This window comes from Streptomyces hokutonensis (assembly GCF_000376565.1).
Lineage (GTDB): Bacteria > Actinomycetota > Actinomycetes > Streptomycetales > Streptomycetaceae > Streptomyces > Streptomyces hokutonensis.
In genome coordinates this window covers 179,039-201,799 of the sequence record NZ_BARG01000018.1, presented here as the reverse complement: position 1 = coordinate 201,799, position 22,761 = coordinate 179,039, and the positions used below count along the sequence as shown (strand labels likewise).

17 protein-coding genes are annotated in these 22,761 nt (G+C 71.1%); 6 read left to right on the top strand and 11 right to left on the bottom strand.

Going from position 1 to position 22,761, the window contains the following annotated elements:
* Positions 1-56 precede the first annotated feature (56 nt).
* The 4 genes from SSP08S_RS09040 (at position 57) to SSP08S_RS09025 (ending at position 3,704) form a co-directional block, all read left to right on the top strand.
* On the top strand, positions 57-602 hold the full coding sequence (locus tag SSP08S_RS09040; RefSeq protein ID WP_019067260.1) for a DoxX family protein: 546 nt from the start codon (positions 57-59) through the stop codon (positions 600-602).
* A gap of 23 nt (positions 603-625) precedes the next feature.
* Positions 626-1,018 carry a MazG-like family protein gene (locus SSP08S_RS09035; RefSeq protein ID WP_019067259.1) on the top strand — a complete coding sequence of 131 codons (393 nt, stop codon included), beginning with the start codon at positions 626-628 and terminating at the stop codon, positions 1,016-1,018.
* 37 nt (positions 1,019-1,055) lie between these two features.
* A complete protein-coding gene (locus SSP08S_RS09030; protein WP_026178322.1) occupies positions 1,056-2,483 on the top strand; it encodes a hypothetical protein in 1,428 nt (475 codons plus the stop codon).
* Between the two features lie 309 nt (positions 2,484-2,792).
* Positions 2,793-3,704 carry an NAD(P)-dependent oxidoreductase gene (locus SSP08S_RS09025; RefSeq protein WP_043259356.1) on the top strand — a complete coding sequence of 304 codons (912 nt, stop codon included), beginning with the start codon at positions 2,793-2,795 and terminating at the stop codon, positions 3,702-3,704.
* 202 nt (positions 3,705-3,906) lie between these two features.
* Here SSP08S_RS09025 and SSP08S_RS63025 read toward each other — a convergent pair whose 3' ends face one another.
* Positions 3,907-4,191: a hypothetical protein gene (locus SSP08S_RS63025; RefSeq protein WP_218006637.1), complete on the bottom strand. Its 285-nt coding sequence runs from the start codon at positions 4,189-4,191 to the stop codon at positions 3,907-3,909.
* Between SSP08S_RS63025 and SSP08S_RS63020 the strand changes: the two genes are divergently transcribed.
* Positions 4,163-4,606: a DUF4232 domain-containing protein gene (locus SSP08S_RS63020; RefSeq protein WP_019067255.1), complete on the top strand. Its 444-nt coding sequence runs from the start codon at positions 4,163-4,165 to the stop codon at positions 4,604-4,606. The genes SSP08S_RS63025 and SSP08S_RS63020 overlap by 29 nt on opposite strands.
* 48 nt (positions 4,607-4,654) lie before the next feature.
* Here SSP08S_RS63020 and SSP08S_RS09015 read toward each other — a convergent pair whose 3' ends face one another.
* The 8 genes from SSP08S_RS09015 to SSP08S_RS08980 all read right to left on the bottom strand — a co-directional run bounded on the left by SSP08S_RS09015 (position 4,655) and on the right by SSP08S_RS08980 (position 14,747).
* Positions 4,655-5,287 carry a GTP-binding protein gene (locus SSP08S_RS09015; RefSeq protein WP_019067254.1) on the bottom strand — a complete coding sequence of 211 codons (633 nt, stop codon included), beginning with the start codon at positions 5,285-5,287 and terminating at the stop codon, positions 4,655-4,657.
* A complete protein-coding gene (locus SSP08S_RS09010) occupies positions 5,268-5,642 on the bottom strand; it encodes a DUF742 domain-containing protein (RefSeq protein WP_019067253.1) in 375 nt (124 codons plus the stop codon). Before SSP08S_RS09010 ends, SSP08S_RS09015 begins: the two co-directional genes overlap by 20 nt.
* Complete coding sequence (locus SSP08S_RS09005; RefSeq protein ID WP_019067252.1) at positions 5,639-6,076, bottom strand: roadblock/LC7 domain-containing protein; 438 nt, start codon at positions 6,074-6,076, stop codon at positions 5,639-5,641. Before SSP08S_RS09005 ends, SSP08S_RS09010 begins: the two co-directional genes overlap by 4 nt.
* Complete coding sequence (locus tag SSP08S_RS09000; protein ID WP_019067251.1) at positions 6,073-9,651, bottom strand: sensor histidine kinase; 3,579 nt, start codon at positions 9,649-9,651, stop codon at positions 6,073-6,075. The genes SSP08S_RS09005 and SSP08S_RS09000 overlap by 4 nt, the downstream gene beginning before the upstream one ends.
* Positions 9,652-10,178: 527 nt before the next feature.
* Complete coding sequence (locus tag SSP08S_RS60695) at positions 10,179-11,939, bottom strand: helix-turn-helix domain-containing protein (RefSeq protein WP_086021950.1); 1,761 nt, start codon at positions 11,937-11,939, stop codon at positions 10,179-10,181.
* Between the two features lie 343 nt (positions 11,940-12,282).
* The gene (locus tag SSP08S_RS08990) at positions 12,283-13,215 is read right to left on the bottom strand and encodes an LLM class F420-dependent oxidoreductase (protein WP_019067249.1); all 933 of its coding nucleotides are present in this window, start codon (positions 13,213-13,215) and stop codon (positions 12,283-12,285) included.
* Positions 13,216-13,279: 64 nt separating this feature from the next.
* On the bottom strand, positions 13,280-14,023 hold the full coding sequence (locus SSP08S_RS08985; protein WP_019067248.1) for an SDR family oxidoreductase: 744 nt from the start codon (positions 14,021-14,023) through the stop codon (positions 13,280-13,282).
* A gap of 88 nt (positions 14,024-14,111) precedes the next feature.
* Positions 14,112-14,747 (bottom strand): nuclear transport factor 2 family protein, encoded by a 636-nt coding sequence (locus SSP08S_RS08980; RefSeq protein WP_019067247.1) that lies wholly within the window; start codon positions 14,745-14,747, stop codon positions 14,112-14,114.
* Positions 14,748-14,951: 204 nt separating this feature from the next.
* Here SSP08S_RS08980 and SSP08S_RS08975 point away from each other — a divergent pair, with 204 nt between their 5' ends.
* On the top strand, positions 14,952-15,572 hold the full coding sequence (locus SSP08S_RS08975; RefSeq protein WP_019067246.1) for a TetR/AcrR family transcriptional regulator: 621 nt from the start codon (positions 14,952-14,954) through the stop codon (positions 15,570-15,572).
* A gap of 61 nt (positions 15,573-15,633) precedes the next feature.
* Here SSP08S_RS08975 and SSP08S_RS08970 read toward each other — a convergent pair whose 3' ends face one another.
* The gene (locus SSP08S_RS08970; protein ID WP_019067245.1) at positions 15,634-16,170 is read right to left on the bottom strand and encodes a PH domain-containing protein; all 537 of its coding nucleotides are present in this window, start codon (positions 16,168-16,170) and stop codon (positions 15,634-15,636) included.
* Between the two features lie 85 nt (positions 16,171-16,255).
* Positions 16,256-22,675 carry an RHS repeat-associated core domain-containing protein gene (locus tag SSP08S_RS55030; RefSeq protein WP_078532381.1) on the bottom strand — a complete coding sequence of 2,140 codons (6,420 nt, stop codon included), beginning with the start codon at positions 22,673-22,675 and terminating at the stop codon, positions 16,256-16,258.
* Between the last annotated feature and the right edge of the window lie 86 nt (positions 22,676-22,761).

The window sequence follows — 22,761 nt, the reverse complement described above, 5'->3', positions numbered from 1 at the left end:
AGGTCGGAGGTGCGACGGTGGAGGGACCGTCCGCGCCGTCCGTCCGGGGAGTCACCATGACCTGTTACGACCGACAAGATCTGGGCCTGCTGCTGCTCCGGCTGGGTACCGGCGGGGTGCTGGCCGCGCACGGCTCGCAGAAGCTGTTCGGCTGGTTCGGCGGGGGCGGGATCGAGGGCACCGGCGCGGCCATGGAGGCGATGGGCTACTCCCCCGGCAGACGGAGCGCCACGATGGCCGGCCTCGCGGAGGCGGGTGGCGGTGCCCTGCTGGCACTGGGGCTGGCGACCCCGGCGGCGGGCGCCGCGGCGGCCGGCGCGATGGCGGGCGCGACCGCCGTGCACGCGCCCAACGGCTTCTTCGCGGCGGGCGGCGGCTACGAGTACGCGGCCTCCCTCGCCCTGACCGTGGCCGGCCTCGCGATCACGGGCCCTGGCCGTCTCTCCCTGGACCACGCGCTCGGCCACGCGGTGAACCGGGACTGGATGGTCCCGGCCGCGCTCGCGGTGACCGGGGCGGCGACGGCCGTGGTGGTGGGCCTGCGCAACCGGCGGGTGCGGGAGGCGGCGGTGTTCGAGCAGGAGACGCTGTTCGACGAGTAGGGACCTGATGGCAGGCTGGGTCCATGAGTGATCAGAAGGACCAGCCCACCGGGCTCTGGACCGGTATCGAGGACCTCTGGACCTGGGTGGACACGAACAGTCCCCTCGACGGCCGGGAGGGGCTCCTCCTCCGCATCCTGAAGCTGTCCGAGGAGGTCGGCGAGGTCTCCGAGGCGGTGATCGGGGTGACCGGCCAGAACCCGCGCAAGGGCGTCACCCACACCTGGGACGACGTGCGGGCCGAACTGTGCGACGTCGTCATCACCGCGCTGATCGCGCTGCGCACGCTGACCCCCGACGCACAGGAGGTCTTCACCCGTCACCTGGCCCGGGTCATGGAACGCTCCCTCGGCCCGTCCGCCGTTGTTCACCCTCAGGACCTGCCCGCGCCGCGCCAAGTTGGTGAGATCCACTGAGCCTTCTCGTCGACACCGAGCCGACGAAGGGGTCCCAGTGCAGGACTACGTTTTCTCCAGCGGAGCTTCCAACGGAGTTTTCTCCAGCGGGCGCAGGACGGTCGCCGTGGCAGGCACCTGCCTCGCCCTCGCCGCCCTCGGCCTGAGCTTCAACACCCGGGCGCATGCGGCGAGTTACGGCACCCCGACCATCTCCCTCTCGGCCTCCTACCTCTCCGGCGCGGTGGGCGCGGTCGGCGATCCGACGGTCCGGGTGACGGTCGCCCAGAGCGGCGCGGACGTCGGCGCGTTGACGGTGGCGGCGAGCAAGAGCAGCAGGACGTCCGTGGCGCCGACGGGCGCGGTGACCGTCACCGGCACCGGCGCCACCCGCCAACTCGCCGTCGCGGCGGCCGCGCAGGGCTACACCGACCTGACGGTGAAGGTCACGGGCCTCGGCGGCAAGACGGCCACCAAGACCCTCCACTACGCGGCGTCGGCGGCGGTCCAACAGCCCGCCGACACCCGCTACTTGACCGGCTCCAGCGATGCCTCCGCCGCAGTCGACGTGGGCGGCGGCTACGTCGTCGTAGCGGACGACGAGTCCAACGTCCTCCGCCTGTACGACCGTTCGGCGTCCGGCGCGCCGATCAAGACCTGGGACTTCAGCGACGACATCGGCGTCGACAAGGAGATCGACATCGAGGGCGCGGCCCGTGTCGGCGACACGATCTACTGGACCGGCTCGCTCGGCAACAACAAGGACGGCGAGTACAAGGCGGCCCGCAACACGGTCTTCACCACCAAGGTGACCGGCACCGGCGCCGACACCGCGCTCTCCTACGGCAGTTCGTACGGCAAGCTGCGTGACGACCTGGTGGCCTGGGACAAGGCGAACGGCAACAAGTACGGCTTCGCGGCGGGCACCGCGGACGGTGAGATCCCCAAGGAGATCGACGGATTCAACGTGGAGGGGCTGGAGTTCGCACCGGGTTCGACGACGACGGCGTACGTCGGCTTCCGCGCACCCCTCGCCCCCGCGGTGGCGGGCGGCAAGGCGCTCCTGGTCCCGGTCACCAACATCGACAAGGTGGTGGCGAACGGCACGGCGGCGACCTTCGGCACGCCGGTCGAGCTGGACCTCGGTGGTCTCTCGGTGCGCGACATCCGCAAGAACGCGGCGAACCAGTACCTGATCGTCGCCGGTTCCTGGGCCGCCGACGACAACTCCGACCCGTACGCCCTCTACTCCTGGACCGGCAACGCGGCCGACAAGCCGGTCAAGCTGCGCGACCTGCCGACCACGGACCCGGGCGCCTGGGAGGCGGTCGTAGACGTCCCCGACCTGACGGCGACGGACGCCCGCGCCCAACTGATCACCGACGACGGCTCGGCCGACCTCTACGCCGACGGCACCGAGGCCAAGGACCTCACCCACCCGGAGTGGCAGAAGTCCCGCTCGACCTGGTTCACGCTCACGGGCTGACGGGCGGCAGCTTGCGGGGGAGCAGCTCACGAGGGGCAGCTCACGATCACCGGCTGACGCACGGCGGCTTACGCACGGCCAGAACTGGCCGGTGCCTGGCGCCCGGCCAGAGCCGGGTGGGGAACACGCGCGCGGTCAGAGGTGAGGGGTGCCGCGCGCCCGACCCAAGGCGACGGGTGCGCGTGCCCGGAACGGGTACCGGGTGGCCGGCCGAAGCCGGTGGGTGTCGCCCGCACCGCCGGGAGGCCGGGCGTGTGTCGTCCTGGCACCCTGGTCCTCGACAACATCGTCGAGGACGAAAGCCGAGTCATGACCACCGAGAAGCTCACCGTAGGTGTCCTGGGCACCGGCATCATGGGCGCCGCGATGGCCCGCAACCTCGCCCGTGCGGGACACACCGTGCACGCCTGGAACCGCACCCGCGCCAAGGCCGAACCGCTGTCCGCCGACGGCGCGCACGTCACCGACACCGTGGCGGAGGCCGTACGCGACGCGGACGTCGTCCTCACCATGCTCTACGACGGCGACACCGTCCTCGATGTGATGCGCGAGGCCGCGCCCGTCCTGCGTCCCGGCGCCGCGTGGATCCAGTCGACGACCTCGGGCCTCGAATCGGTGGCCGAACTGGCCGCGTTCGCCGGCCGCCACGAACTGGTCTTCTACGACGCCCCCGTGCTCGGCACCCGCCAGCCCGCCGAGGCCGGCCAGCTGACGGTCCTCGCGGCGGGCCCGGAGTCCGGGCGCGCGGCGGTCACCCCGGTCTTCGACGCGGTCGGCGCCCGCACGATGTGGGTGGGCGAGGACGGCGCGGCCGCCACCGCGACCCGCCTGAAGCTGGTCGCCAACAGCTGGGTGCTGGCCGTGACGAACGCGGCGGGCGAGGCCCTGGCCCTCTCCAAGGGCCTGGGCGTGAACCCCCAGAGCTTCCTCGACCTCATCGCCGGCGGCCCCCTCGACATGGGGTACCTGCACGCCAAGTCGGCCGCGATCCTGAACGACCAGCTGACTCCGGCGAGTTTCGCGGTCTCGACGGCGGAGAAGGACGCCCGCCTGATCGTGCAGGCCGGCGCGGCGAACGGCGTACGGCTGGATGTGGCGGCGGCGGGCGCGGAACGGTTCGCGCGGGCGGCGGCACAGGGGCACGGCGACGAGGACATGGCGGCGGCGTACTTCGCGAGCTTCGAGGCGGGGACGGACGGGAAGCCGGCCGAGTCGTCCTGATCCGGCCTTGATCTCGTCACAGCCGGGACACAGCGAACGCATAGAGGAAACCGGGCGTACGACCTGAACTGTCTCCCCCGCCGAAATGCCGGCAAGTCCGGTCGCACGAACCGAACTCGGGGGACGTCATGCAGAAGAGCAGCATCCGCAGGGCCGCGATGGCGACGGCCGCGCTGTCGGCGGCATTGGTGATGACGGCATGTCAGCCGGGCGACACGGACACCGGGTCCGCCGGGTCCGACGTGTCGTCACAGTCGCCGACCTCGACCGCCTCCCCCATCTCCTCCGGATCCACGGGGGCCTCCGGTTCTACGGGGGCCTCCGGGTCCACGGGGTCGTCCGGATCCACGGGGTCCACGGGGACCTCCGGGTCCACGGGGTCGTCCGGATCCACGGGATCCACGGGGACCTCCGGATCCACGGGGTCCACAGGGTCGTCCGGGTCCACGGGCACCGCGGTGAAGACCTGTGCGGCGGCATCACTCAAGGCGATCGCCTACCAGGCCGCCGACCGGCCGCAGGGCACCGGAACCGGGGCGGCGATCGTCCAGTTCACCAACACCACCGCCAAGTCGTGCCTCCTCCAGGGCCACCCCACTGTCGCCGGCGCCGCGAACGGCTCCCCGGAGCTCAACGTCCCCCTGAAGGTCACCCCCACCGGCTCCGCCTCCCCCGTGAAGCTGTCGCCCGGCGGCCAGGCCTGGCTGAAGCTGACCTTCGTGCAGGTGCAGGGCGAGGGGGACGGCTACTGCGAGTCGGGGTCGGCGCCGGTGATCTACCCGACGATGGTGATCGGACTGCCCGGCGCCGGGAAACACCAAGTCGCCCTTGAAGACGGGCAGTTCGCGGAGTGCGACGGCACGCTGACCGCGACCGCCGTTTCGGCGACGAAGCCCTCCTGACCGTACGACCGCGTGGTTGGCCGTACGACCGGACGCCCGGCCGTACGGCTACACCGGCTGGCGGTCCCCCGACGCCTCCACCGCCAGGCCCCGCATGACGTGTTCGAGGAGGGCGAGCAGGACCGTCTTGACCGACTCGCGGTCTCGGGCGTCGCACAGGACGAGCGGGATGTCGGGGGCGAGGTCGAGGGCGGTGCGGATCTCCTCGGGGTCCTCCTCGCAGACGCCGTTGAAGCAGTTGACGCCCACGGCGAAGGGGATGCCGCGGTGCTCGAAGAAGTCGACGGACGGGAAGCAGCTCTCCAGCCGCCGGGTGTCGGCGAGGACGACCGCGCCGAGCGCGCCGCGGGACAGGTCGTCCCACATGAACCAGAACCGGTCCTGGCCCGGGGCGCCGAAGAGATAGACCACGAGGGCCGAACTCAGCGTGATCCGGCCGAAGTCCATGGCGACCGTGGTCGTGGTCTTCTGCTCGACGCCGGCGAGGCTGTCGATGCCGACGCTGGCCTCGGTGATGAGTTCCTCGGTGCGCAAGGGCGTCGTCTCGCTGATCGCGCCGACGAGCGTGGTCTTGCCGACGCCGAAACCGCCCGCGACGAGGATCTTGGCCGTGGCGGCGTTGGGCGCGACGGTGGTGGCGCGAGAGCGGCTTGCGCGGGGGTCAGATTCTGCGAATGCCATCGATCACTGCCTGGAGGAAACGGGCGTCGGGGGTACCGGCCGCGGCGGGCGGGGAGACGGAGACGAGTTCGTTGTCCAGGAGGTCATCGAGCAACACCCGTATGACCGCGACGGGTTGGTCGAGCAGGGCGGCGACCTCCACCAGCGCCGTCGGGGTGCGGCAGAGCGCGAGCAGCCGGTTCTGTTCGGGCTGGAGGCGCTGGTCGCGGGTGGGTGGCCGGACCGTGCTGATCAGGGTGATCAGCTCGATGCCGGAGTGGGCGGTCGGGGTGCGGCCGCCGGTCACCGTGTACGGGCGGACGAGCAGCGCGGGGTCTTCGTCCTCCCAGGGATCTTCCTCCGACCAATGTCTCATTCATGCTCACCCGCGAAGGGCACACCGCTGTACTCCGGGAACCGGGGGGCGGCACTGAGGAACTGCCCCACCTGCCGCACGACCATGGTCATTTCATAACCGACGTTGCCGACGTCGACCTCGGAGGTGGCGAGGACGGCGAGCCGGGCGCCGCCGCCCGCGGTGGTGACGAAGAGGAACAGGTCGTCCATCTCGATGACGGTCTGCTGCACCCGGCCGCCGCCGAAGTGGCGGCTGGTGCCGAGCGCGAGCGAGTGAACTCCCGAGGAAATGGCGGCGAGTTGCTCGGCGTCGTCCTGGGCGAGCTTCTCGGAGGAGCCGACGAGGAGTCCGTCCTCCGACAGGACGATGGCGTGCAGGGTCTCGGGGATCCGCTCGATCAGGTTGTCCAGCAGCCAGGCCAGTCCGCCGTGCGTGGTGTTGGGCGCAGTCATGGGTTGTTCCTTGTCGGACGGGGACGGGTGGGCAGCTGACGCCGCTCGGGCGGGGTGGTGGGCCAGGTGGCCGGCGGAAACTCGTCTTGCGGGGTTGCCGGACGGCCCGGCGCGGAGCCTTCCCTGCCCATCGCCGACGGCCAGGCGGGCATGGGCACTTCCTCCTGCGCACGGGCCCGACGGGTACCGTCCCGGAGCGCGGCGAGCATCGACCGCGCCTGCTCCGGCCGCCGCTCCGCCTCCCGCCCCGGCCCGTGGTCACCGTCGGCCTCCACGACCCGGTCCCGCAACTGCGGCGCCAGATTGGCCTGCCGCACCCGCCGGGGCAGCCGCCCGGACCCACTCCAGGCACCCGAGCCGGGCACACCTCCCGACCGGGCCCCGAGCGACGACGCGCCCCCACCGGAACGAGACCCGCCGGGCAGAGCACCTCCGGCCCGCAAACCGACGGAAGCCGAATCACCGGCGTAAAGACCAGCGGCCGGCGCCTCCCGGACGGGGGAACCCGCGGACGGCATCTCGCCGGTACGGGAGCCCGCGGAGGGCACGTCACCCGCCCGGGAGCCGAGGGGCCGTACCTCCCCGGTGCGATGCCCCGCGGACGACGTCACGCCGGTGCGGGAGCCCGCGTACGGAGCGTCCCCCGCCTGCGAACCCGGGGATCGCGTCTCCCCGGCACGAGGACCTGCGGACGGCGTCTCACCCGTACGGGAACCCGCATACGGCGCATCCCCCGCTTGGGAACCCAGGGATCGCGTCTCCCCGGTACGAGGACCTGCGGACGGCGTCTCACCCGTACGGGAACCCGCATACGGCGCATCCCCCGCCTGCGAACCCGGGGATCGCGTCTCCCCGGTACGGGAACCCACGGACGGCGTCTCGCCAGTGCGGGAGATCGTGTACGGCGCGTCCCCCGCCTGCGGACTCAACGACCGCATCTCCCCGGTACGGGAGCCCGTGTACGACGCGTCCCCCGCCTGGAAGCCCACGGACGGCGTCTCCCCCGCGCGGGAACCCGGGGACGGCGCGCCCCCCTTGCGGGACCCCAGGGCCCGCATCTCCCCGATGCGGGAACCCTTGGACGGCAGGTCCTTCGCTCGGGAACCGGTCGAGGGCAGGTCCCCCGCTCGGGACCCTGCGGACGACATGTCGCCGGCGCGAGAGGCCCCGGACGGCATGTCTCCCGTGCGGGAACCCGCTGACGGCATGTCACCAGGCGTCGGCGCATCTCCCGTGCGGGGGCCGTCGGACGGCGCGTCCCCCGCGTGCGAGCCGGTGAAAGGACCGGTCTCGCGGGGCGGCGCCGCGTCGTAGGAGGGCGCGGGCTCGCGGGACGGCGCCGCTTCGTAGGAGGGCGCGGGCTCGCGGGAAGGTGCGGGTTCGTAGGTCGGTGCGGTCCCGTAGGAGGGCGTGGCCTCTTGGGTCGGCGTAGTGGTGGTAACCACGGGGCCCGCCGCGGCGTTTCGTGTGCGGCGTGTGCGCATCGGCATGCCGCCTGCCGTCACTCCGGCGCGGGGTGGGCCGCCGACCGGGCCGGTGGGCTGGCCGGGGGGCGGGAACGGGTCGGTGGGGGAACCGGCGACCGACGCCAGGTGGCGTTCCGCGCGGGCGTCCAGGGGGGACGGTACGGCGTCGGCGACCGGCTCCGTGAGGGCCTGCGGGAGGACCACGACGGCGAGCGAGCCGCCGTAGGACGAGGCCTGGAGGCTGGCGGTGATGCCGTGGCGCTGGGCGAGGTGGCCGACGGTGAAGAGGCCGAGGCGCGGGTCCTCGCCGAGGGTGGTGAAGCTGAAGTCCTTGGGGTGGTGCAGGAGTTCGTTGGCCGCCGCGTACTCGTCCACGGCGAGGCCGAGCCCCCGGTCCTCGACCTCGACGGCGTACCCCTGCGCCACCGGCAGCGCGCGGACGCGTACTTCGGTGTGCGGCGGGGAGAACGTCACGCCGTTCTCGATGAGTTCGGCCATGAGGTGGATCGTGTCGCCGACCGCCGGGCCCAACACCGCTATGGGCGGGAGGGGTTCGACGACGACGCGGGTGTAGCCCTCGATCTCGGAGACCGCGCTGCGCAGCAGGTCGGCGAGCGGCACCGCGTGCTTCCAGCGGCGGCGGGGGGCCGCGCCGGACAGCACGGTGAGGCTCTCCGCGTTGCGCCGCATCCGGGTGGCGAGGTGGTCCACGCGGTAGAGGTCGGCGAGGAGTTGGGGATCCTGCTCCTTGCGTTCCATGGAGTCGATCACCGTGAGCTGACGGTGCACCAGGAGCTGGATACGGCGGGACATGTTGTGGAAGACGAGCCGCGCGCCCTCGCGCAGCGAGGCCTGTTCCAGCGCGACGCTCACCGCGGTCCGCTGGGCGCTGTTGAAGGCTTCGGCGACCTTGCCCAACTCGTCGGTGCCGTAGTCGAGTTCGGGCAGGTCGTCGAGTTCGGCGCGCTTGCCCTGGGTGCGCAGCCGGGTGATCAGCTCGGGCAGTCGCTCCTCGGCGAGTTCGAGGGTCTCGGCGCGCAGGCCGGACATCCGGCCGAGGAGGGAGCGGGTGATGCGCCAGGACAGCAGGGCGACGGCGAGTACGGCGACCAGGGCGAGCGCGCTGCCGAGCAGTGCCTTGACGAGCACCTGGTGGGTCCGGTCCTGGGAGTCGCCGGTGACCTTGTACAGGAACTGGCCCTCCACGGCCTGCACCCCGCCGGTCACCCGCGCAGGCGCCGCCGCCCGGGCGGCCGTGGTGTGCGGCACCGCGATCGTGCCGTCGTGCCCGGCGGACGCCGACGCGACGGCCGTCTCGAAGGCCGCCATGGCCTCCCAGTCCCGGCCGCCCATGACCTGCTCCAGCGCCGCGCCCATCTCCGTGGACAGATACGGCTCCACCTCGTTGGACAGCACGGAGACCCGGACGGCCTCGGCCGCTGCCAGCGAGGACCGCTCCTGGACGCTCAGCTTCCCGGACGCGGCGACCCCGCCGAGGATCGCCTCCTCCTGCGAGAGTGCCTCGGTGCCGCGCAGGAAGGCCAGGGCGTGGCCGGCGTCGGCCGCGGTGGCCGCGTCGCCGCTGTCGGTGCTGAGCATCCCGAAGAGGTTCAGCGCCGACGACACCGCGTCGGAGTAGACGGCGTAGGCCTGCTGCCGGGTGCTCTTCCCGGCGTCGACCGCGGTCCGTTCGGCGGTCAGCGCGCCGATCCGCTTGCGTACGGTGGCCAACTGGGCCTTGTACTGCGCCGATCCGGCACCGCTGGAGGCGGCGTCCGCCGTGCGGAAGCCCGCGAGCAGGGCATCGGTCCTGCGCCGTTGCGCCTCCAGCGCGGTACGGCTGCCGTGCGAGGCCAACAGACCGACCGTCAGCTGCCGTTCCTTCTGGAACTCGCCGATCGCCGGCTGCAGGGCGTATGTGGTCTTCGCCGCCTGCCCGACGGTGTTGGACCGGTGCCACTGGTCGAACAGCGCGAAGGAACCACTGACCCACAGCAGCACCATCGCCGTCGCCGGCACCACCGCGAGCGTGATGAGCGAGGCGCGGATACTGCGCCCGCGACCGCTACCGGGTCCGGTCTGCGTGGACGTGTCCCGGTGTCTGCTCACTTCACCCACCGATGTCCGACGGCGCGACGACAGAGGCGGGCTGCGGTGAGGAACTGCGACACCGGTGGTTTCCTTTCCGGGGTGGCGCGTGACGCGTCGAATCGCGGGCATACGTCAACACGCCTGCACAGACTGGGGAGTTGGCGGCGCAGCAAAGCACGTACGCCAAAGACGGGCTGCGGTTTCCCGACGGGCGCCCGAGCCCCCCGCGCAGTTGGTCAGTTATGAAACCGAGCCATCCGACCCGGGTCAAGGGACCCCACAAACACGCCAGGCAGAGCCGTTTAGGGCGTTCAGTACACTACGCGGGTAGACAATCCGGCGGCCGGTGCGTCCAACCGCCCGCCCACGAAGACGTTTTGGCTGACTACCCACGGTGAAGTGCGGGGCAGAGGGTGCCCCGGGTGACACCCGGGACGCGACAGGAGCTGCGGGGCGGGGCACCCGAGGAGGACTCGAATGTGACCTAGTTCACAGCATGAACACCGGTCGCGCACACCGACTCCACCGGCCGCAGAGGCCGTTGCTCACCCCCGCCCCGCCTCCTCCAGCAGCGCCAGGGTCTGCGCACCGAGCGCCGTCATGCCGTACGTCTCCGCCCCGCGTGCCGCCTCCCGCAGCAGCCGGACCGCGTGCGGCTCGCTGCCCGGACCGCCCAGCCGGCGCGTCGCGCGGGCCTGGGCCAGGCGGAGGCGGGCGAGTTCGGGCTGCGAGGAGCGGGCCGGGACCGCCGCCTGCCGGAAGCGGTCGAGGGCGGTCTCCGGCTCCCCCGCCGCGAGCGCCAGCAGCCCGCAGGCCCGGGCGGTCGGGCCGACGAGGACGGTGGGCCAGCCGCCCAGCGCGATCTGCTCGCCGTCGTGCGGCGCGAGACGCGCGCGGAGCCCGGGCACCGCCTGCGCCAACTCGGCCTCGAATCCGCCCTCCAGGTCCAGCGCCGCGCAGACCTCCGCCAGCAGGACGAGCGCGGGGACCGCCCAGCCCGAGGGCGGGAACCGGTCGACGTCGGCGACGCAGCCGAGGAACAGGTCCGCGCCCTCGGCGTGCTGCCCGGTCTCGCACAGGGCGAGGGCCAGCCCGGCCCGCCAGACGGGGAAGTAGGCGTGGCGCTCGACGTCGCCGGCCAGGTCGGAGGTGAACAGCTCATGCAGACGGCCCTGTTGGCGCAGCAGCCAGTAGGCCTGGCCGAGCCGGGTCTGGGTCAGGTTGTCCGCCGGTACGGCGTAGTCGGCGCGGAGGAGTTCGATGAACTTCAGTGACTCCACGAAGATCCACTCGGCGGCGGCGTCGAACCGGCCGTGCCACAGGTCGAGCAGGGCGTCGAGGGTGTGCCGCTGCCAGAGGGCCAGGGCGCTCTGGGTGTCCGCCGCGTGCTTGCGGTACTGGTTGGCGGTGGCCAGCGCGCTGAAGATCCTGCCGTTGCGCAACTGGTCGATGGCGACGGCCATGAGCGCCTCACCGCGGAAGTACGCGGAATCGTGCCGGGCCGCGGCCTCGCGCAGCCGTTCGGAGAGGTCCAGTGAATCGGGGGCGCTCATGAAGTCGTAGCGTGCCCACCGGCATTCGGTGAGGACTTCACAGCGCACCTCGTCGTCGCCGTCCTCGGGTAATCGGCGCAGTGTGTCCTCGGCGAGCCGGGCGCCCTCGGCGGGACCGGCGAGCCCGGCCGCGGTGTCCTGGCTGACCGCCAGGGCCATCTTCTTCGCCAGATGCGCTTCGAGCCGCAGCCGCAGCCCCGCGGCCTCGGGGCCCGCGTCGCCCTCCAGCGCGGCCAGGCACCCCTTGATCGACTGGATCAGTTCGCGGTCGACCTGCCCGGGGTCGGACCAGCGGCGCGCCAGCCTGATCACGGCCTCGGCCTGCGCCCTCGGGTCCCCGGCGGCGCCGCGATAGGCGGCCGTGTAGTACCGCTCCGCCTCGCGCATCTCGCCGGCCGCGTGGCTCAGATCACCGCGCCGCAACAGCCGTAGGAACTCGGCCCGTTCCTGCGCCTGGGCCGAACGGCCGTTGTTTCCGGGGGACTTGACCAGGCGGACGGTCTCCCCGCGCACTGTCTTCGGCGGCGCGTCGGTGCCGGGTGGTGGTGCCAGGCCCGCCAACGCTCCCTTGGCGCGCAGGACTTCGTCGCACAGCTGGGCCAGCTCCAGGGACGCCCTGCGGCGTCCGTTCTCGACGCGGCTGAGGAAGCTGCGGCTGCAGTACACCCTGCCGGCCAACTCGCTCAGTGACATACCGGCCGCAATGCGGCGCCTGCGTAACTCCGCGCCGAATCCGTCGTGCTCGATGACCATCCCCCCAACAACACGCCGGCCGACCGGTGTTGCCAAATACCCGCTGGCAACACCCGACCCCTGCGGACCGGCACGATTACCGACGAAGCTGTCTGTGCCGGGAGCCTACCGGGCACAGGGGCGTGCCCATTGGCGGAACAGGAGCACTGGTCATGCCTTCGGGCGAACCTGTGGCGTCGACGGGGGTCGATATGCCGGAGGCACTCGCCCGCAGCACACCCACCGCGCTCCGCCCGGCACCCAGGAGCTGCATGACGACGGGGGGATGGGGGGTCCACGGTCCGGGGCGCGCGGGGGGCGCTCCGGACCCCGGATCCTGTCGTCACGTCAAGGGCCGGGCCGGTCAGAAGCCGGCCGCGCGTGCCGCCGTGTACAACTCGGCGGAGACGTCCTTCAGTTCCTGCGCGTCCCGCGCGGCCCACGAGAGGTCGACCAGGAACTCGTCGAGGCCGATCCCGTCGTACGCCATCAGGTCGCCGACGATCTGCTCGACGTCGCCCTGGAAGGGACGGCGGTCCGGGCCCTCGTAGCGCTTGGCGGTGTAGTCCGGGTTGACGCGAACCACCGTCCGCAGCGGGCGGGTCCGGCCCCGCTCGGCGGCGAGGTCCTGCAACTGGCACCGGCTCGCGGCCACTTGCTCGGGACCGTCGGCGTACGGCAGCCAGCCGTCGGCGTGGTCGACCAACCGCCGCATGGACCGTGGGGAGTTGGCCGGGACGAGGATCGGGATCGGGCGGGCCGGCTTCGGTCCGACCACGGCCGAGGCGATCCTCGTGATCCGGCCGTTGTCGTAGACCACCGGGTCCGGGCCCCACACCGCCCGGCACACCTCGAAGACCTCGTCCATGACCTTGCCGCGCTCCGCGAACGGGCGTACTCCGGCGGCGGCGTACTCGTCGAGGGACCAGCCGCTGCCGAGGCCGGCGATCACCCGGCCGCCGCTCGCCGCGTCCAACGTGGCCAGGGACTTGGCGAGTTGGAAGGGGATGTGCAGCGGGGCGACCAGTACGGCGGTGCCCAGTTCGGCCCGCTCGGTGGCCGCCGCCGCGAGGGTCAGCGTGACCAGCGGCTCGGCCACGCCCCGGTAGGCCTCGGGCCACGGCAGGCCGGGGACGCCGTAGAGCGGCTGGGTCTGTGGTTCCGGGAACAGGGCGCGTTCGTACACCCAGAGGCTGTCGTATCCGATGGCCTCGGCGGCGCGGGCCACGTCGGGCACGTCCTTGCCGAGGTCGTACTGCCGATTCTGCGGGAGACCGATTCCCAGCCGGGTCGTCATGCCGATGCGTTCCTCTGCGGTCGGTTGCGCGATCAAGTCGGTGTGGTGGCGAAGTGGCCGTTCGTCAGCGGCCGGAGAGCAGGCGCAGCATGGTGGCGTACTCGCCGCGGGCCTCGGCGAACCGGATCGGTTCGACGGCCTCGACGAGGATCTCGTCGGGCTGTTCGCCGGCGCCGAGGATGCTCATGACCTCGTCGAGGAAGGCGTCAAGAGGCATCGCGGTCTCCGAGTCCTCCTGGCCCATCAGGGCGGTGCGCACGGCCGGGGGCACCAGTTCGAGAACCTCGACGCTCGTGTCCGCCAGCTGGACGCGCAGGCTCTCGGTGAAGGAGTGGACGGCGGCCTTGGTGGCGTTGTAGGTCGGGGCGATCGGCAGCGGGACGAAGGCGAGTCCGGAGGAGACGGTCATGATCGTCGCCCGGGGCCGGCCGGCGAGGTGTTCGGTCAGGGCGGCCACGAGGCGGATGGTGCCGAGGAGGTTGGTCGCCACCGTCTCTTCCGCCACGGCGAGGAAATCGGCGTGGTGGAGGTCCTCCGGCAGCATGACGCCGGCCATCGTCACCAGGGCGTCGAGGTCGGGAAAGCGTCGCAGGAGCTGCGCGGTCACGTCCCGGACGGCGGTCGGGTCGGTGACGTCGAGCACGACGGACTCGATGCCGGGGTGCTCCGAGACGATCTGTTTCAGTCTGTCCTCGCGGCGTCCGGAGACGATGACCCGGTTGCCTGCCGCGTGCAGCCGCAGCGCCAGTCCGAGGCCGATGCCGGAGGTCGCTCCGGCGACGAGGACGGTGTTGCCTGTGGCGTTCAAGGGGTTCCCCGAAGGTGGATGGGACGGGACGGGCCGCGGCGGGTGATGCGGGGCCGCAGAGGGCCGGGCATCACCCGCCGCGAGTGGCTCAGTGCTGGTTGACGGCCGAGGCCCAGTCGAAGTTCACACCCATGTCGGAGTACATCTTCGAGTAGCCGACGAAGCAGTCGAACTTCTCGACCTTGCCGTTCTTCAGGTACCAGAAGTCGGCGGTCGGGGCGTCGACCTTCTGGCCCTTGCCCTTGACGAAGCCGCCCGTCGGCGCCTGGAGCTGCCCGTCGAACGTGCCCTGGATGGACAGCTCGATGCTGATGGTGTCGCCGTTCACGGTGATGCGCTTGAGGTCACGGTGGACGTTGGAGAAGAGGCCCTTCATGTACGGCAGCACGTTGCCGAGCGCCTTACCCCGGTAGGCGACGCCGGGGACCATGTCGTTGAAGACGCCGTCCTTGGCGAAGCTGTTGACGAAGGTCGGGACGTCGATGTGGCTGCCCTCGGCCACGTAGTAGTCGCGCAGGACGATCGCGAGGTTGGTCTTCTCGTGCTTGGTCAGGTGCCGGTCGGTGAGCGGCAGCGCCGCCAGCTGACGCGCGGTCAGGGTCGGGGCGGCGGACTTGTGGTGCGTGGGGCTCGCGGCCTGTGACGGCACGGCGGCGATGGAGAGACCACCCAGAACAGCTACCGCGGTCGCGGCGGTGATCGACTTCCGGCTGAGCAGCTTCATGACGTATTCCTTCACGTTTGTTCTCAGGATCCGGGAGCCGCACAGCAGCGGTCCCCCGCTCGCTCTTAGTAAATCAAGCGATGGCTTGACTTTATGGAGGGCCGCAGCAAGCTGTCAAGCCACTGTTTGAATTGTGTGGCTGACCAGGCGCCGACCACTTGACGATGCAGTCAAACAAGTGATTGACTACATGGCGTGATAAGGGTGAAAAAGACGGACCTGCGCCGGGAGGCCGGTCAACGCACACGGGACGGCCTGCAGTCGGCCGCCCTCGAGTTGCTCGCGCAACGGGGCCAGGAAGGCGTGACGCTCCGCGAGATCACGGATCGCGCCGGGGCCAACGTCGCGGCGGTGAGCTACCACTTCGGGTCGCTCAAGGCGCTGTGCGACACGGCGATCGAGCACGCGCTGGAACAGTATCTGGACGCCCAGATGGCGGCGATCGACTCCCTCGGCCCCGCCGCGACCCTCGATGAAGTGGCCGCGGCGTTCGCCGGGCCGATGATGCGCGCGTTCGCGGCCGGCGGGCAGGACCTCGCCGTGATGCGAACCGTGGCGCGCATCGGCATCGAGCCGCCCCAGGGATGGGAGCGGCTGACCGGCAAGTTCGAGAAGAGCCGCCGGGACGTCCTGCGGGTACTGGGGCCGAACGTCCCCGGGGTCGACGAGGAAGAGCTGATCTTCCGCACGCGCTGCGCGGCCGGCCTGTTGAACTGGCTCGCGCTGGCGCCCATCGGTACCGAACTGGCGGCCTTGCCCGCCGAGCGGTTGGAGCGGCAGCTGGTGCCGGTGGTGGCCGGGGCGTTTCGCGGGGGCGCGGGGTAGCGGCGCCTGTGCCACGAGTCCCAACAGGGTTGCGGGAAAACCCTGTTGGGACTCGTGCCGTTCACAGAAGCGCGATGACACCCTCGATCAGGAGTGCCACCAGGGCGGCCCCGAAGCAGAGCGCCAGGAGGAACTCGGTGATTCCGGAGGCGCCGGTGACCCGCACCTCGTCCTCCGCCGGACCCGCCGCCAGGCGACGGCCCTCCTCCAGGGTCTCGATCACCTTCCGGTGGCGGCCGAAGGAGGGCCAGCGGCTGAACGCCTGGACCGGAACCCGTCGGCCGTCGGCCAGTTCGAGGGAGAGCAGGCCCGAGCGGGGTTCCCAGTCGATGCCCGTCAGCGTCTGCCAGGGGATCTCGTAGGTGCTGTAGACGTTGCGGACCACCAGGACGGACGCGCTCACGGACGCGGACGGCACGAGTTGTGTGCGCGCCACCCAGAGCATCACGCACAACAGGCTGACGATCAGCGAGACCTGCCACACCCTCACCTCGGACAGCGACCGGAGGGACGCCACGGCCGCGGCCACGACAGCCGCGACACAGATGCCGACCAGCACCTGCCGGTCCCACCAGGGTGCGATCCGTTCCAGAACCATCGTCGTTCCTCATTCTCTTCTGCCGGTTGTTCTCCCCGGGGCGGCTTCGGGCGCCCCGGGGAGAAGCAGGAGGCCGTTCTGTCCGTCAGCCGAACCAGCCGCTGACGCTTCGCCAGGCGCTGCGCGCCCCGCTGGCGACAGCCCTTCCGGCTCGGCCGGCGTTGCTGGCGAGGTAGGTGACACCTTGCACGGCTTCACCGCTCTTGATGATCGGGAACAAACCACCCGCGATGCCTACGGCGGCCGAGGCACAGCCCAGGCTGATCGGGTCGGCCACGCATGTGTCGAGCGCGAGAACGATACCGATGGTGACCGCCACGACGCCTACGGCGGCTCCTGCGGGGGTCGGTCCCATGCACGCCGCCGCAATACCCAGGCCCGAACTCGCGATGCTCAGCGTGTTGGCGACGTCGTCGCTCAAGAAGGCGTGGCCGTCGTCCTCCTCCTTCTCCTCGATCTTCACGTTCTGGGACTTGCTCATGCAGTCCTTGGCGCTACCGCCCTGCAAACACTCATGGAAGAACGAGATCTGGGCCTTCGCCTGGTCCTCGGACGCCGTTCTGATCCAGGACTTGTACTGCGGTTCGGTGAGCCACCGCGTGCCCTGGTAGCCGAGGTCCTTGGTCATCCAGTCGTAGACGATCTTGGGCAGTTTCTTCGTCTTCGGCTTGCCGTTCACGATCGAGCCGTCGCCGACCTGGGTGCCCTTGGTGTAGTCCACCGTGCGGGTCTTCGGGTCGTAGCCCACGGCCTGCTGTGTCTTCTTGTCGCAGTACTTCAGGTCGTACTGGCAGGAGTTGGGACGGGAGCCGATCTCGGTGCCGGCCGGGTCGGCGTAGGTGGCGGGGTTCTGGCCGGCGTAGCTGTAGCCGTTGAGGCTCTGCGGGATCTCCGCCTGGAGGACCGGGTCGACGCTGAGGAACTGGCCGATGACCGGGTCGTACTCGCGTGCGCCGAGGTGGGTCAGGCCTGTTCCGCCGTCGGACGGCTGGCCGAGGAAGCCCTTGTCGTCGGGCCAGGTGCCCCTGCCGCCGGTGCGGCTCTCGCCGAACACCGTGGTGTAGCGCTTGGTGAGGGTCTGGGTCGCGTCGGCGGTGATGGCCACGCTGTTGGTGCCCTGCTTGTCCCCGGCGAGCCAGCACAGTTGGGCCGAGCCGCTCTGCGTGCTGCGCAGCGCGACCGTGCTCTCGCCGAGGCCGTAGTACCGGTCGGCCCACTTCTTGCCCGCCTTGAGGTGGACCTCGGTGGAGCCGAGGTACAGCACCGTGTCGCCGGCCGCGTCCCGGCGGATGAGCAGGTTTCCGTCCGCGCCGTAGACGTAGTCCGTGGTGTGGGCGTCCTCGGTCACCTTGGCGAGGCGGCCCTCGTCGTCCCAGGCGAGGGACTGGGTGGCGGTGCCGTCGGGCCGCTTGGTGGTGTTGCCGGCCGCGTCGTAGCCGTAGGTCGCGGTGGCGCCGGTGCAGGAGGCGGTGGTCGTGGTCAGCAGGGTGTGCGGCTGGGTGGCGCCGCCCTTGTAGCAGTAGTTGAGCGTGGTGACGGTGCCGTCGGTGCGGTGCTCCTTCTCGGTCGCGCGCTGTCCGCCGTCGCTGTAGGTGTAGCTCGTCCAGTACGGGGCCGGGCCGGCCAGGGCCGAGGCGCTGGGCGTGGCGGAGCAGTCGCCGGCGGCGGGGGTCCAGACGTCGGTGACGCGCTGGTAGCCGTCGTAGCCGAGGCACTGGGTGTCGGCCGCGCCGGTGCCGCCGAGGGTGGTGGTGTCGGAGATCTTGGTGACGTTGCCGGCCGTGTCGTAGGAGTAGAAGAGGTTCAGCGCGTCGTAGGCGTGGGCCTGGCCGCGGGCCTCGGTGCGCAGCAGCCGGCCGGTGCCGTCCTGGTAGTCGTGGACGATGTCGACCTTCATCACGCCGGTGGCCTCCGAGACGCCGAGGCGCCGGGTGGAGACCTGGGAGAGGTCGGTGTAGGTGGTGCCGAGGACGATGCCCTGGCCGCCGGCGCTGAGGGTGGTGGCGAGTCCCCGGTCGCTGTAGCCGTACTCGACCTTCTCCGCGGCGAGGCCGCCGGCCGCCGGTTCGTTGGTGTACTGGAGGGTGCCGTCGATGTTGTAGTAGCTGGAGAAGTCGAGCGTGTTGGAGGCCAGCGCCCCGGAGGTGACCAGGGAGTCGCTCGCGGGCAGCGTCAGCCGGGTGCCGGTGGCGTGGTACTGCTTGTCGTACGCGGTGACGCTCTGGGTGTACGCGGACCCGCTGGTGGTGGCGCCGCCGACGTACCGGGTGGAGGACGCCGGCTGTCCCTTGCCGCCGGTGACCGTGTCGTACTCGGAGTGGGTCAGTTTGTTGGCGTCCGTCTTCTGCGCGGTGAGCACCGTGGCGCTGGTGAGGTCCGCGTCGACGGCGGACTTCCAGGTGTCGGTGACCCGGCCGAGCACGTCGTAGGCGGAGATCACGGCGTGGCCGGTGGCGTCCTTCGTCCAGGACACCTGGTCGAGGGCCGTGTAGCCGGTGGCCGTGGTGCCCTTGTCCGGGTCGTTCGCGGTGATCTGACGGCCGTACAGGTCGTAGGTGTAGGACCAGGCGGCGCCGTCCGGGCCGGTGATCGTCTTGTTCTTCCCGTCGGGTGTGAACGTGAACCGGGTGCCGGTGTGGGCCGCTCCGGTGGTGCCGCCGAACTCGGTGTCGGTCGGTGAGGTGCCCGCATACTGGCGTTCCTCGACCGTGCGGCCCAGGGCGTCGGTGATGGTGCGCTTGGCGGAGCCGCCGGGGATGCCCGTCGTGCTGGTGGAGTCACCGGTGTAGGTGTTGGTGGTCTGCCACTGCTGTACGCCGCCGGTCAGGAACGTGGTGGTGACGGGCCGGCCGGCCGCGTCGTAGGCGGTCTTCGTCAGGCGGGGCGCCTCGCCGTACTCGGCCTGTGTGTACGTCCCCGACGGCGCGGCGGCGTCGTAGACGTCCGCGTAGTTCTCGTCGGCCAGTCCCCTGCTGTCGTAGCGGATGTCGGTGAGGATGCGTCCGCTCGTCGCTCCCGGTGTCTGGGTCTGGATGGTGCGGAGCATCGAGTCGTAGATCTTGTAGCTGGTGGTGTAGGTGTCGCCGTCCGCCTTGAGCGTGCCGGTCGTCGTCCAGGACGGGGCGTCGTTGGTGACGGAGTAGCGGAAGACGTAGCTGGCGCTCTGCCCGCCGGAGTGGCTGCGGTTGGGCAGCCACACGGAGGTGGTCCGGCCCAGCGCGTCGTACGCCGACTCCGTGAGGTTGTTGTTGACGTCGTAGGTCTTGGTCGTCAGGCCGCGTGCCGGGTCGAAGAAGATGTACGACTTCTGCGACTTGGCGTCGGTGGTCTGGGTGCGGGTCAGCGGTCCGGTCGCCGTCGGCGTGTAGACGACGGTGGTGGGGTTGCCGCCCGCGTCGGTGGTGGTCAGGGAGCGGCCGAGGGTGTCGTAGGTGGTGCGGCCGGTGGTCTGCCAGGACGCGGGGTTGCGCTCGCCGCCGGTCGCGGCGGTGGGGTAGCCGCTGGGGCGGCCGGTCCAGGTCGCCTCGCCCTTGGTGGGTGTCTGGGCGGCGCTCCACACGGTGGTGGTGGCGTTGTCGTAGAAGGTGGCCGAGTCGGACAGGACGTCGCCCGCGGTGGCCGCGTTGGCCGGCAGCGACAGGGCGGTCTCCGCGACGGAGCAGGCCCGGCCGACGACCCGGGTGCGGGAGACCAGGGAGTTGATGCCCAGGCCGTCGTTGCGGGCGTACCAGGTGCGGGTGCAGGTCTCGTCGCCCGACTTGGCGGTGTCACCGGTGTCGTCGACCTTGGACACCATGCCGTAGTCGTCGTAGGTGCTGGCCGTGGTGCGGCTGCGCCAGGTGCCGGAGGCCGTCAGATAGGTGGATGTGGTCGACTTGTCGATGCCGATGTAGTAACTCTCGGTGTCGGCGTACGACTTGTGCTGGGTGGCGGTCCGTTTCGACCAGGGGTCGCTGACGGCCACGGTGATCGGAGTGCTGCCGTTGTAGGTGATCTGCTGGCGCAGGAGGCCCGCGAACTGGTCGCTGTCCTTCTGGGCCGGCACGCTCAGGGTGGAGACGGGGATGCCGGAGACGTTCACCGAGCGGCGGGCGTCGGGGTCGAGCGTGCCGCCGCTGCCCAGGAGCCGGTCCCCGTCCATGCCCTGGAGGTAGACCGAGGTCACCTTGTTCAGGTTGCCGCCGTTGCCCCGGGTGGAGGTGACGGTGCCGTAGCCGCGCCAGATCGACCAGGTGCGTTCGTCGGCCGGGGCGAGCGGTGAGTCGTTGTAGTGCCAGGCCGGGTCGGCGTAGGTGTAGCTGTTGACGACGTTCTCGTTGTGGCCGGCCGGGTCGCTGGTGACGACGGCGAGCACCCGGTACTTGTGGAACCAGTCGACCGAGGCCTCCGTGGCGCCGTTGATGTGCCAGTACTGCGGGTAGCAGGACTTGGCGTTGTCGTCCTGGGCGGCGGGCATGTTGCTGCCGCGGACGCACTCCGGGTCGGAGAACGTCACGTCGGTGATCGCGCCCGTCTCCGAAGTGACCGTGCGGATACGGGGCTTGGACAGCGGCAGGATGTCGTCGGTGGTCGCGTCGACGCGGTTGGGCCGCATGTTGTAGGTGAAGGTGATCGGGGGCAGGGCGAGGTCGGTGCCGGCCTTGCCGGTGCGCACGATGCTCTTGAGCGTGAGCGTCTGGTCCGAGGTGTCGCCGATGTCCCCGCCGTCGAGGTACTGCTGGGTCAGCGCCCAGGAGTCGACGGCGGTGAAGGCGCTGGTCTCCGCCGACCACACGAAGGTGTTGACGCCGGTCAGCCGCTTGCGGGTGAAGAACGCCGGGCCGGTCGCGTGGCAGTCGGCGCCGGAGGCGCAGATCGTGTCGAAGGGGACGTCGGGCCAGTTGTCCGAGGTGGAGTCCTTCAGCTCCGAGCAGTCGGTCGCCGTGCAGCGCTCCAGATAGGTGAACTCGACCTTCGCGGAGGTGACCCCGGAGAACAGGGCGTCGGCCCGCTGCCCGTAGAGGATCTTGGTGAGGTAGCCGCCGCGGTCGTAGGACGCGGTCGCGGTGCTCGCGCCGTTCTTGCCGTAGTGGTTGGACTCCTTGGTGTACCAGTACGACATGGCGTTGTCGTGCAGGTCCTCGACGTAGTCGAGGTTCCAGCGCCAGGCCTGGGTGACGGCGCGGCTCGCGAACGCGCTGCCCTGGTCGTAGCCGGGCTCGCCCGAGTCGTCGCCGAAGACCGGGGTGGTCCACACCGAGTTGGTGCGTTCGGTGCCGGCGCCCGCCAGTTTGTTCAGGCCGAACACGTAGCGGATGCCGTCGCCGGTGGTGACGGTCCAGTACTCGCCGTTGTTGTCGCTGTTGTCGGCGCCGGTCGACAGGGCGACCGTGGAGGCGTCGTCGTTCTTCAGCCGCCACGCGCCGGTCGTGTCGTCCTTGACCAGTTCGGTGGCCTTGCCGTTGAGCACCAGGCTGGCGTTGTCGTACTTCCAGCACAGGTCGTTCTTGTCGGTCTGGCCGTCCTCGTCGCAGGACCCGTAGGAGCGCTCGACATAGGAGTTCGCCGACAGGTCGAAGCCCTCACCGGCCTGGCTGGTCTGGTTGTTGGTGGCGGCCGTCTGTCCGTCCACGGTGGCCGAGCTGTAGCTCAGGGTCAGTGGCGGGGTCGCTCCCGGGGCCGGCGGGACGGCCATCGGGTACGACCAGCTGAACGCGCCGGAGGAGGAGCCCGCCTCCCAGGTCGCCGACGGGGAGAGCGTGGACGCCTCGTAGGTGCCCGTGCCGGACGCGGATTCGCCGGACGCGGTCGCGGCCAGGGCCAGCACGGTCGGCGCCGCGCTCGCCAGGGCGACCGTGCCGGTCACGGACTGCCCGTCGATGTCGTTGCGGGACGCCACCGGGGTCGTCCTGCGGCACTCGGTCTTCTCCGGAGTGGTCAGGGCGCACTGCGGCAGGCTCACCAGGCCGAGCCGTCCGGCCCAGCCGCCGCCGTACGCGGAGGCGAAGCGGCCGTAGTCCACCGCGACCTGGGCGGAGCCGCCCTGCCCGGCACGGACGCTGAGCAGAACTCCCTTGATGCCCAGGGCAGTTGCGGCCTGGTGGCCGAGGACCCGCACGGCGGCCGTGCCCGACGCGGGCTTCTTCGCGGTCTTCGGGACGGTCAGTGCGACGGGCAGCTCGCCCACGGTCGCGGGGGCGGCCGAGCGGCCGATGCCCAGGGTGCGGTCGGCGGGGGCGGGCCAGTCGGCCTGTTGTTCGGCGCGGGCCCGCCGGGCCTGGCGGTCGTTGGCCTTGCGCTGCTGGGCGGCGCGTTCGCGCGCGGCCTTGGCGCCGGGGGCCGTCACCGCCCTGGTGTCGGCGGTGTCTCTTTTCCACAGTGCCGAGAGGGGCTTGGGCTCGGGTCTCTCGGCCGCCTGGGCGACGGTCAGGCCGCCGGCGGCGAGACTCAGGGCGACGCCGAGCGCCACCCCGGGTATGACCCGTACCTGCCAACGGCGCAGTCGTGACCTGCGTTTCCGGAACATGAGAGATGACCCCCGTGAGAAGTGTGAGCGGGACCGCGTGAACCCGGGGCACGGAAGACGTGCCGGTGCGTCGGCCGGCCCGGGGT